Here is a 12368-nt window from a genome sequence, read left to right on the forward strand (position 1 = left end):
ATGTCACTACAACAGAAAATTGACCGCATTACCGATATCCTTCGCCGCGACGATGGTATTAGCGGCGCCATGCATTACACCGAGCAAACCTCCTGGGTATTATTCCTGAAGTTTCTTGATGATTGCGAATCCGAAAAAAAAGACGAAGCCGTCTTGTCCGGTAAAGACTACCAGCCAGTATTAGATGAAGAACACCGCTGGGCAAGCTGGGCTTGCCCTAAAACGGCTGAAGGCAAGCTTGATCTTGCAAACGCTAAGACCGGGGATGACCTAACCGATTATGTTAATAATCAGCTATTTCCTTACCTGAAAGGCTTTGCCAATGCCGCCGTCACTGGCTCAGACCCTAAATCTTTCGCCTATAAAATTGGTGCTATCTTCCAGTATTTGGATAACAAGGTTGCTTCTGGCCATACCCTGCGTGAAGTGCTGGATATTATTGACACCTTGAATTTTCAATCTAGTGCTGAAATGTTTGAACTGTCAATGGTATATGAAGGCTTATTGCAAAATATGGGTGATGCGGGCGGTTATGCGGGCGAGTTTTACACGCCGCGCCCTGTGGTACGTGCCATGATCAATGCTATTGACCCGCAAGTCGGACAAACCATTTACGATGCCGCGGCAGGCTCTTGCGGATTTTTAGTGCAAGCTTTTGATCACCTAAAAGAAAAAAAGAGCGCGCTTTCTACCGAGCAGTGGGACTTTATCCAGCGCGAGACCTTCTTCGGTTTTGAAAAAACCTCGCTGGCTTACGTGATGGGTATGATGAACATGATTTTGCATGGCATCGAGTCACCTAACCTGTTCCGTGGCAATTCCTTAACCCAGAATATCCGAGATATTCAGGAAAAAGACCGCTACGACATTATTCTGGCTAACCCGCCGTTTGGTGGCAAAGAGAAATCGCAAATTCAGCAAAACTTCCCTATCCAAAGTAACGCAACTGAACTGCTGTTTTTACAGCACTTTATGAAAACGCTGAAAATTGGCGGCAAGGCAGCAATCGTAATACCAGAAGGCGTATTGTTTCAAACCAACAGTGCATTTAAGCAGGTCAAACAAGAGCTGTTGGAAAACTTTAACCTACACACCATTTTAAGCCTGCCAGCTGGGGTATTTTTGCCGTATTCAGGCGTTAAAACCAATGTGCTATTTTTCGAACGCAGCGGTGGTGCTAGCGATGTGTGGTATTACGAATGCGAGCCAGAGCAAAAGCTCACCAAAAACAAACCGATTACCGATGAGCACTTAAAAGAGTTTGTTGAGTTGTATAACAGCCGTGAAACCACTGAGCGCTCATGGACGGTAGCGGCCAGCAAGCTGGCTGAAGATTATGACCTATCCGCCAAAAACCCAGCTAAACAAAAAGATGCCGAACACTTAGCGCCAAGCAATATTTTGAAGCAGATTCGTACCAAAGAAAAGCTGGTATCTGGCCTGCTGGATGAAATTGAAAATCTGTTGGCAGAGAAATAAGTATGGAGCAAGTTTTATATCAATTGCCTGATGGGTGGGAATGGCACAAGCTCAAGGGTCTCACAACCAAGATAGGAAGTGGCGCGACTCCAAAGGGTGGAGAAAAAGCTTACAAACCAAGTGGTACTTCATTAATCAGAAGTTTAAATGTACACGATTGCTTCTTTAAAGAAGCAAAACTTGCATTTATCGATGACGAACAAGCTAATGACCTCAAAAATGTAGCAGTTGAGAGTGGTGATATATTACTCAATATTACGGGAGCATCCATTGCTAGAAGTTGTATCGTACCTGATGAATATTTGCCTGCTCGCGTAAATCAGCATGTAATGATAATTAGACCAAAAAAAAACGTTGATAGTAAGTTTCTCAACTATTTGATTATTAACCCTAAATTTAAAGCTCAATTACTTTGGCAAGGTGCGGGCGGTGCTACGCGGCAAGCTCTTACTAAAACTATGGTTGAAGAATTAGATATTCCTCTTCCGAGTCAGTTAGAACAAAAACGCATTGTCGAAAAACTCGATGCGCTGCTCACCCGCACCGACACCGCCATCGAGCATTTGCAGGAAAGCGTTAAGCTGGCTGATGCATTCTCTCAAAACGGATTTGATGTTTATTTTGCTGAACTCTCTAACGCAAATTCCGAGCTGCCACTATCAAAGTTGGTTGACTTCATATCGGGCTATGCATTTAAAAGCGGCGACTTTTCTTCGGAAACTGGAATTAAGCCGATCAAAATAACCAACGTCGGTGTTAATGAGTTTTCTGAAAATGCAGAAGAGTTTCTACCCGCTGACTATGGTAATGAATTTCAGAGGTTCACAGCAAAAACGAACGATATTGTAATCGCGTTAACTCGTCCGATAATCAATGGTGGCCTGAAAGTATGCCGAGTACCAGAAAGTTATAGCGGAGCGCTAATTAATCAGCGTGTTGCCGCAATAACGTCGAAAAATGAACTCTGGTTAGATTTTATTTATTTGTACTTGCAGTCTTCAAGAACTAAAAACTACGTACTGGAGAAATCTAAATCTCTCAACCAACCCAATTTATCAATAACAGACCTGAAAAACTTCACTATTCCTTTCCCAACTAGTGATCAGGCTATTACTAAAGCCGTTTCTGATTGCAATGCTTTAATAACCAAAGCAAGAAATGCAAAAATCGAAGTTCTTGAAAAAGTAGTGCTTTTGAATCAACTAAAAGCATCAATTCTCGATTCTGCCTTTAAAGGCGAACTCTAAGGAGGGAGTATGGCATTCGATACCACAATTTTTGAACAAAAAGAGTTCAGTGAAGCAATCAATAAACTCGAAGAATTGCTTTCACACTCAAAAGCGGTTCTGTTAGGTGCAGGGGCAAGTAGATGTGCCAATTTACCGCTAACAGATCAGCTTACGGCAGAGGCTTTAAAAAGTGACAAGCTCTCCGTTGATTCAAAGCAGATATTGACTGCCATACAAAACTCTTTTGTTGGGGCAAATCCTGCTTCGCACATTGAAGATTACTTAAGTGAGCTAGTCGATTGGCTTGCCATCACAGCTCGTCGAGCAAACCGCAATGTAACCGCTAGCAAGGTGGCGGTTGGAGGAACTGAATATAGTAACGATCAACTATTGCAAGCGATAAACGAGATAAAACTCGCGATTTTTGGCGTGATTAATGTTCAAGTGGACTCCGTTGTACACGAGCGTTTTGTTCAGGCATTGCATCGACCAATGCGACCAGGTAAAGACAGCCTTTCTAGCACCATAGATTACCTAGTGATGAACTACGATACGTTAATTGAAGACTCGCTAGCGCTTTCACAATTGCGTTATGCTGATGGTTTAGAAGGCGGTGTATCAGGATGGTGGAACCCTTCAACGTTTGAACAGAGTAATCTGGATGCAAGAGTATTTAAATTACATGGTTCAATAAATTGGGCTGAACATTCCTCTTCATCCAAACCGTTACGTATAGCTCCGCACTTGAAACGCAGTCACGATCAGGCTGCAAAAATTATGATTTGGCCTGCTTCCACTAAGTATCGTGAAACTCAAATTGACCCTTACGCAAATTTAATGAATAGAGCGAGAGTGGTTTTAAATCCGCAAGGCGGTAGTCAACGTGTTTTGCTGATTACGGGCTATAGCTTTGGTGATTCACATATCAACCATGAAATCGAGCGTGGTTTAAGGGCTTCAAATGGCAATTTGACCGTGATTGCATTTACCAGCGATTCAGAACCTAGTGGTGTATTGCAGACTTGGCATGAAGATCAATCGATCAATGAACAAGTACTTATTTTTGCCGATAAAGGTTTTTTCCACGCTGAGCAGAAAGCAGTCTCCGCTAAAAGCATTGAGTGGTGGAAATTTGAAAACCTAACTCAGATCCTTGAAGGAGGTATTTGATATGGATAACAAATACATCAAGCCTATTGAGAATTTATCTATCGGGAAAATTATTGAGGTCGATGGCTCACGTATTATCGCTGAGCTTGATCCTGCTATTTCAGATCTTTCCCGAGTTTTTGCTGGTGAGAACTATCCGATTGGACAGTTTGGCTCAATCATCAAAGTACATTTTGGCCGCCGTTCTATATATGGTTTAGTTAGTCGTTTACGTATGAAGGCTGACTACCATATAGAAAAGGGCTTGCCCGTTGTTTCTTCCGATGAACGCATTATTGAGGCGGATTTATTTGGTGAGGGCGAGTGGCGCAGGAAGGGAGATGGTGAGTTTGCCCTTGAGTTTGAGCGCGGTGTAGCCACTTATCCCTTGCCACAGCAAACCATTTACCTGACACCAAAATCAGAGCTCAGATTTATTTATGGTGATGCCAAAGGGGCTGTTATTGAACTTGGTGAGCATGTTGGTTCTGGTGGTGCTCCTTGTTACGCAGAGCTTAATGAGTTGCTAGGCAAGCACACTGCTATTCTTGGTTCTACCGGTTCCGGTAAATCAGGCACAGTTTCGGCGGTTATACATAGTATTCTCGAACGTGGCCAGATAGCCAATCATGAGCATTGGCATCCGCAAATTATTATCCTCGACCCACATAATGAATACGGCAAGGCTTTCCCAAAGCATCAACGTTTATCTACTGATCAAGGTTCATTAAAACTGCCTTATTGGATACTCGATCTTGAAGAGTCGCTGAGTTTGTTTATTGGTAAAACGGAGTTTGAAGCGACATCACAATCAAACATTGTTAAAAATGCGTTGATTGCTGTCAGAGAACAGGCGGCTGAACAGCTTGAGCTTGACAAGGACCAATTAACGGTTGATTCGCCGATACCATACATTATTGGTAGTGCAGAAGGCTTAGATCATTTCGGTTTAAAAGATGGCGAACGCTATGAAGAAGGATTAATTGGTGCGATTAACGCACAACGACCTGAAAACAAAGATAAAAAACAGCATGAAGATTTTAGCCGGGTTATTCGCAAGATTGATTCATTGCTAAAAGATGGTCGGCTCAAATTTATGATGCAAAGCTGGGACGGTGGCAAAGATCCTCTACCAGCAATCGTCAGTCAATTCTTAACACAGAAAACTACAGTTCAGATTGTTGACCTTTCAGGTATTCCTAATGAAGTGGCGGGTGTTGCTAGTGCTGCAATCGCTAGAATTGTGTTTCAACTTAAAGTTTGGCAAACGGAAGATGAACGCCAAAATAGCCCTGTGCTTTTGGTGTGTGAAGAGGCTCACCGATATGTACCGAATCGCGGTGAAGCGCAGTACGAAGCCGCTCAATCTGCAATTCGCCGAATTGCGAAGGAAGGTCGGAAATATGGTGTTGGCTTATTGTTAGTTTCGCAGAGACCGAGTGAAGTTGAAGCCACCGTTTTGTCACAATGCAATTCATGGATAGTGCTTCGAATAACCAATGATGCCGACCGCGAGCATGTTCGAAGTATTCTGCCGGATTCAATGTCGGGCTTAACCAAGATGCTTTCCGGTTTAAGGCGTCAGGAAGCCATATTTGTTGGCCAAGCAGCCACATTGCCTACCAGAGTGATGATTCGAAGCCTATCAGCTGATCAACTTCCTCGCTCAAATGATGTTGATTTTGACAAAGGTTGGCAGCAACAGGCGATGACAATCAAGCAAATTGGTGATGTGGTTAAGAAATGGCGATATCAAAGTAAGTGACCTACATTAGGTGTTTATTATGATTAAGTCGACAAATATCAAACATCTAGCAGCGTTATATTTTGAGTGCTGATTGCATGGTCTGATAATTTAAGATGAACATGGTGTTTGAATGGAAAGATTTATCAACCTAAATAGCAGGTTTACTATCATCGAAGCTCATTCACTATGATTGGTTTATTGAGCCAACACTCCTTTTGAGATGAACATAAATCCGATTAGAGATTGGAGTGACACGAAAATGGCACAGATTTGTCACGAGAGAAATTTAATAGTCTGTGACAATTGAGGCTAAAACTCAAAATGGTGCGCCCGACAGGAATTGAACCTGTGACCCTCGGTTTCGGAAACCGATACTCTATCCAACTGAGCTACGGGCGCATGAGAAAAATTTTAACTTGTTTTGAACCCCAGCCTTCGTGCCTTAAATAGTGATGAGTGGCGGCTTCGGAAACCGATACTCTATCCAACTGAGCTACGGGCGCTTTGTGTTATTGTTGACAGCGTGAATTATACGGACTTTGCTTGTCATAAACTACTTGAAAAGCAGAAACCCACTGCCAATATACTTTTATGTTTAATGACAGTGGGGTTTTCATATTCGGTATCAGCTATCTGGATGCGGTGCTATTTTTTCAAGTTTCCATATACCCTGGTTGTATTCTTCCATGGTTCTGTCAGTTGAAAACTTACCACTATTAGCCGAGTTGATAATGCTCATCGCTGTCCAGCGTTCTTTGTCCTGATAGGCTTGTCCGGCCTGATGTTGTGCATCGATGTAGCTACGAAAATCCGCTACTGTCATCCATGGATCATGGGGGCTGGTAAAGGCATGAACAATGTTATCGAAACATCCAGGTTCAAATTGATTGAAATGTCCACCGGATAATAGACCAACTACTCGTTTAAGATCAGCATCATTTTCAATGATGGCTTGCGGGTTATAATTTCCGCGTTTTTCAGCAATCTCCTCTTCTGATAAACCAAACAGGAAAAAATTGTCATCACCGACTTCTTCACGAATTTCAATATTTGCGCCATCAAGGGTGCCAATTGTAATAGCACCATTCATCATAAATTTCATATTACCTGTGCCCGAGGCTTCTTTCCCGGCGGTTGAAATCTGTTCGGATAAATCTGCTGCCGGACAGATGATTTCCATGGCAGAGACCTGGTAGTTAGGGAAAAACACAACTTTCAGCCAATCGCCAATATCAGGATCATTGTTTATTACATCAGCAACGTTATTAATCAGCTTAATGATCTGTTTTGCCATCAGGTAACCTGGTGCGGCTTTACCGCCAAATAAAACACAGCGTTTGGCCATACCTTCTGTTTGACCTCGTTTGACCTGATCGTAAAGATGAATCACATGCAAAACATTCAATAATTGGCGCTTGTATTCATGGATACGTTTAACCTGAATATCAAACATAGCTTCCGGATTAAACTTTACACCGCATTGTTTTTCCACCAATGCCGCCAGACGTTTTTTATTTTCGTATTTGGCATCATGCCAGGATTTTTGAAAATCCTTGTCATACGCAAGCGGAGCAAGGTTTTGAAGTTCACTTAGTCGAGTGATCCATTTATCACCAATGGTTTCTGTAATCAGCTGACTTAACACCGGGTTACACCAAGCCATCCAGCGCCGCTGGGTCACTCCATTGGTTTTGTTGTTGAACTTTTCCGGCCACAACTGGTAAAAGTCTTGAAACAGCCCCTTTTTCAATAATTCGGAATGTAAAGCCGCTACTCCATTGACTGAAAAACTACCGACAATGGCCAGGTGAGCCATACGAACTTGTTGTTGAGGTCCTTCTTCGATGATTGACATGCGTGACAGTCGTTCTCTATCGCCAGGCCAGTGGTTGGCGACTTCGCGTAAGAAACGCGCATTAATTTCGTAGATGATTTCCAGTATTCGGGGTAGGAGACGACCAAATAGGTTAGCCGGCCAACGTTCAAGTGCTTCGGGTAACAAAGTATGGTTGGTGTAGGCCATAGTTTTGGTGGTGATTTGCCAGGCTTTATCCCAGCCTAGTTGATGTTCATCCATTAGCAGGCGCATCAGCTCTGCAACGGCAACAGTAGGATGAGTATCGTTCAGTTGAAAGACGTTTTTATCGGCAAAATTTTCAAAGTTGCCATCATGGGTGTTCACCCAATAATCCAGAATATCCTGCAGACTGGCTGAGGCCAGGAAATACTGTTGGCGCAAACGAAGTTCTTTACCGTTTTCACTGGCATCGTTTGGGTATAAAACCATGCTGATATTTTCAGCTTCATTTTTCGCGGCAACAGCTTCGGTATAAGAACCGGCATTAAAATCTTCCAGGTTAAACTCATCGGTAGCTGCTGCTTTCCACAAGCGCAATCGATTGACGGTACCATTCTGATAACCGGGGATAGGCAAGTCATAGGGAACCGCCAGCACATCATTGGTATCAATCCACTGAATTTCCATTTGGCCACTGCTGTTGCGATGTAGCTCGGTATGTCCGCCAAATTTGACTCGCTGAGTGTATTCAGGGCGCTCAAGCTCCCATGGATTCCCATCACGCAACCAGTGATCCGGCATTTCCTGTTGGTTGCCATTGACTATTTTTTGTTGAAACATGCCATATTCATAACGCAGACCATATCCGGTAACCGGTAATTGCAGGGTGGCACAGCTATCAATAAAACACGCAGCCAGACGACCAAGACCACCATTACCCAAACCGGCATCATGTTCAAATTCGGCAAGTTCTTCGTATTCAAGACCCAGATTGACCAGCGCTTTTTTTAACGGCTCTTCAATGCCTAGATTTAAAGCGGCATTGCCGGTGGCGCGGCCCATTAAAAACTCCATGGACAGATAATAGGCTTGTTTGCACCGCGATTCGGCGTAGGTATGTTTGGTATTTTTCATTCTTTCAAACAGCCGGTCACGCAATGTATGGGCCATAGCAGCATACAGGTAATGACCTGAAGCACAACCTTTATCCTGACCAAGATAAATTCCGAAATAGCGTTTAAAATCTTCTGTTAAAGCGAGCGTATTCATCCCCAGTTTTGATGTCTGATAAAGTTCAGGGAGAGGGGTCGTAATCGGTGTATATCTTGGCGTCATAGCGGAATCCTTGAATGGGCATCGTTATGGAAAAAACGGGGATGGGGAACAGCTCTGGCAACGTTGCCATTAAGCGGCAGGTTCAGCATTGAACTGGAAATTTTATGTTAATACTGTATGTCCCAATGCTGTAAACGTTAGCAGAGAGTGATGACATCTGCCATCACCTGAAGCACAAATTTTCAGCGATCAGAAAGAAAAATATTCTATTGCTGTTCAGCGGTCGACAATTCAAACCAATTATCGAGTACCTGAATCGCTTCATCACGTCCCTGATGATTCAAAGAAGAGAATAATTGTACTGATGCTTCCAACCCAACATCTTTTAATTCTTTACGAACCTGTTGCAGGGCATTACCCCCAGCGCCGCGTCCCAACTTATCTGACTTGGTGAGTAAAATATGAATCGGTAGCTCAGCCTGTTTTGCCCAATCCAGCATTTGTAAGTCAAAGTTTTTTAATGGATGGCGAATATCCATCATCAGCATTAATCCGCGCAACGATTGGCGCGTTTCCAGATATTTGCTCAGAGTGGTTTGCCATTTCAGCTTCATTTTTTCTGGAACTTTGGCATAACCGTAACCCGGAAGATCAACCAAGGCTCTTTCATCATCAAGGTGAAAGAAATTTATCATTTGCGTTCTTCCTGGCGTCTTACTGATTCGCGCCAGCGCTTTTATACCTGTGATGGTGTTGATTGCACTGGATTTTCCGGCATTTGAGCGTCCTGCAAAAGCAACTTCAAAACCAGAGTCTGATGGCAGTTGGGACAATTGTGTCGCGCTGACAGTATAATGTGCGTTACGGTATAACTCTGACATTTGAGCCTTTCTAGGTGCAAAAAATTGTCAACAAGAGTAGCATACCGAAAGTTTTGTATCCGAAAATTAGTCGCTAGGAATGATGATGAAAAAAATTATTTTTGCTGTAGTGCTGGGGTTGGGAATCATGAGTTCACCACTTGTGTTAGCTGCAGGTGATATTTCTGCAGGTAAGGAAATATCGGCTAGTTGTGCCGCTTGTCATGGTGTTGATGGTAATAGTCCTGCTGATGTCTACCCAAAACTGGCTGGACAGCATGCCAGTTATCTTTATAAACAGTTAGTTGAATTCAAAAATGGTAAACGTGCAAACGACATTATGTCTCCTATGGTTGCCGCATTGTCTGAAGAAGATATGGCCAATTTAGCGGCTTATTATGCCAGCAAAGAATCTACACCTGGCGCAGTAAGTGAAGATTCGCTGGACCTTGGGCAGCAGATTTATCGTGGCGGTAACAGTGAGTCAGGTGTGCCTGCCTGTATGGCTTGCCATGGCCCAAATGGTAGTGGCATGCCTGCGGCGAAGTGGCCGAAACTCTCTGCCCAGTACCAAGCTTATACAGAAGCTCAATTACACGCTTTTGCAAATGGCGAACGTCAGAACGATCCTAATGGCATGATGCGAGATATTGCCTCGAAGATGACAGAGGAAGAGATCAAAGCCGTTTCCGCTTACGTTTCTGGTTTGCACTAATTGCTGATAATGCTCCGGTGATAATGATTCTATCTTTCACCGGAGCAAAAAATCGGCTCATGTTTGAGCAATTTCATGTCTGATTCCACTAAAAAAGGCCCATCAAGCCAAAGTTTCCCTCGTCGATTATTTCTGTTTATCGGCTCAATGGAATTAGCTATATCTTTATTACTGACATTAGCTGTCGCTTCTGTTATCGGTACTGTTCTCCAACAAAATCAACCCTATGCTGATTATGTTATTAAATTCGGACCATTCTGGTTTGATGTGTTTGAGCAGCTAGGGCTCTATGATGTATATAGTGCAATATGGTTTATAGCGATTCTTGCTTTATTGGTCCTCTCTACGTCAGTTTGCGTTATCCGTCATCTCCCTGCCATGGTCAAAGAAATGTGGCAACTGCGTACCAATGTTCAAAAAAAATCGTTAAAAGCGATGCACCACAGTGTTCAATGGCAATCAAATACAGCCATGCAGGCAGTTGCAGATAATCTGCAACAGGAGTTCAAAGAAAGAGGATTTCGTAGTCGTCAAACGATTAAGCAGGATAATGCGATATTAATTTCAGCCATGCGTGGCGGCATGAACCGTCTTGGTTATCTATTTACGCATATTGCCATTGTAGTAATTTGTATCGGAGGTTTATTTGATAGCAATATGCCATTAAAAATTGCTGAATGGCGTGGTGAAATTAAAATCGAGACGCGTGATCTTTCGATTCGAGAAATACCTTCAGAAAGTCGTCTTGCTGCTGGTGGACAGGGGTTTAGAGGGACAGTCAGTATTCCGGAGGGAAAAGCTGCAAACGTGGTTTTTTTACCGGTTCGGGATGGTTATTTGTTACAGACATTACCTTTTCGTATTGAAGTACAAGATTTTCGTATCGAACATTATCCCAACGGTCAGCCGAAATCTTTTGAATCAGATCTGGTCATCCACGATGACCAACGTGCAGAACCATTTGAAGCAACTATTGCGGTAAATCATCCATTGGTTTACCGGGGCCATTCCATATATCAAGCCAGCTTTAGCGATGGTGGTTCTTTATTGAGTCTTGATGCCTGGCCCTTGGATAGCCGCGCTGGAACAGAACCGGTTTCCATTCAAACCAAAGTATTTGATTCTCGACAAATGCTTTGGGGGCAGGAGACCATGCAGTTGGAAATGATCGGTTTTCGTCCTTTTAATATCAACCCAGATCCTACAGAGGAGGACTCTCGAAACGTACGTGATTTTGGACCAAATTTTACCTTTAAGTTACGTACCGAAACGGGAGAAGCCAGAGAATATGAAAACTATATGTTCCCTGTTGAACGGGATGGACGTGAATACTTTTTAAGTGGTGTTCGTAACAGTCCTGCAGAATCCTTTGCCTACCTCTATTTACCTGTAGATGAAGATGGCAGCTTGCAGCAGTTCTTGAATTATTCAGCGTTATTACGTGATGAAGAGCTGGTATCAGATATTGCCAATTCGATGATGAAAGAAGCGTTGGCCATGTTGCCAGAACGTGATGAAGCCCTTGAAGGCAGTTTGCAGCAAACGCTCGAAACATTGATCACCATGTTTGTCAGAGGTGGTTTTGATGAGGTCAGGGATTTCATTGATAACAATATTCCTGACGCCGAACGTGACAATCTGGCGCCTGCATATCTGGGCATGTTACGGGAAATGCTGGCACGGATTTATTTCAGCATGGATGGCGTTCATCCGCAAACAGTAACCAACGATCAGTTACTGTTTTTACAGGATAGTGTGGATACAATTGGCACTTTATCGCGTTACGGTTCGCCGGTCTTTTTGCAGCTGACTGATTTTGAGCATGTTCAATCGACTGGTCTGCAGATTGCCAAGGCACCCGGGAAAAATGTGGTCTATTTCGGCTGTGCTCTGTTGATAATTGGAGTTTTTTTATTGTTCTACCTTCCACAAAGACGTTTATGGGCTTGGTTGGAACAGAATAACAATCGTACAGAAATTATTTTTGCGGGATCAACCAATAGAAATCCACGCGATTTTGATATTTTTTTCAGCGAGCAACAAACCGTTTTAAAGACAAAAACCGGGAACTCCAGCCTGTAACCAGGTTCTTAGTAAAAGTGCTAAAGCGTATGAG

The 12368-nt window shown here is 43.2% G+C and carries 8 protein-coding genes and 1 tRNA gene; 6 read left to right on the plus strand and 3 right to left on the minus strand.

The annotated features are described in order from the left end of the window. Genes Q7A_RS03525 through Q7A_RS03540 form a run of 4 tightly spaced genes read left to right on the plus strand, consistent with a single transcriptional unit; the run spans position 1 to position 5622 of the window. Complete coding sequence (locus tag Q7A_RS03525; protein WP_014705957.1) at positions 1–1479, plus strand: class I SAM-dependent DNA methyltransferase; 1479 nt, start codon at positions 1–3, stop codon at positions 1477–1479. Between the two features lie 2 nt (positions 1480–1481). Next, entirely contained in the window at positions 1482–2726 is a 1245-nt protein-coding gene (locus tag Q7A_RS03530) for a restriction endonuclease subunit S (RefSeq protein ID WP_014705958.1), read from the plus strand. A gap of 9 nt (positions 2727–2735) precedes the next feature. Beyond that, a complete protein-coding gene (locus Q7A_RS03535) occupies positions 2736–3878 on the plus strand; it encodes an SIR2 family protein (RefSeq protein ID WP_014705959.1) in 1143 nt (380 codons plus the stop codon). A gap of 1 nt (position 3879) precedes the next feature. Beyond that, a complete protein-coding gene (locus tag Q7A_RS03540; RefSeq protein ID WP_014705960.1) occupies positions 3880–5622 on the plus strand; it encodes an ATP-binding protein in 1743 nt (580 codons plus the stop codon). 304 nt (positions 5623–5926) lie between these two features. On the opposite strand, the gene Q7A_RS03545 is transcribed toward Q7A_RS03540, so the two are convergent. From Q7A_RS03545 to yihA, 3 genes are all read right to left on the minus strand, one after another. Further along, positions 5927–6003: transfer RNA gene (locus Q7A_RS03545), tRNA-Arg, on the minus strand. 226 nt (positions 6004–6229) lie between these two features. After that, positions 6230–8737, minus strand: coding sequence for a glycogen/starch/alpha-glucan phosphorylase (locus tag Q7A_RS03550; RefSeq protein WP_014705961.1), 2508 nt, complete (start codon positions 8735–8737; stop codon positions 6230–6232). A gap of 206 nt (positions 8738–8943) precedes the next feature. Then, positions 8944–9558, minus strand: a complete 615-nt coding sequence (gene yihA / locus Q7A_RS03555) for a ribosome biogenesis GTP-binding protein YihA/YsxC (protein ID WP_014705962.1) — start codon at positions 9556–9558, stop codon at positions 8944–8946. Between the two features lie 85 nt (positions 9559–9643). On the opposite strand from yihA, the gene Q7A_RS03560 reads away from it, so the two are divergent. Both Q7A_RS03560 and Q7A_RS03565 read left to right on the plus strand, forming a co-directional pair. Then, entirely contained in the window at positions 9644–10252 is a 609-nt protein-coding gene (locus Q7A_RS03560; RefSeq protein ID WP_014705963.1) for a c-type cytochrome, read from the plus strand. A gap of 75 nt (positions 10253–10327) precedes the next feature. After that, positions 10328–12334, plus strand: coding sequence for a cytochrome c biogenesis protein ResB (locus Q7A_RS03565; protein WP_014705964.1), 2007 nt, complete (start codon positions 10328–10330; stop codon positions 12332–12334). Positions 12335–12368: the final 34 nt, after the last annotated feature.

The organism is Methylophaga nitratireducenticrescens, assembly GCF_000260985.4.
In the GTDB taxonomy this organism is placed as follows: domain Bacteria; phylum Pseudomonadota; class Gammaproteobacteria; order Nitrosococcales; family Methylophagaceae; genus Methylophaga; species Methylophaga nitratireducenticrescens.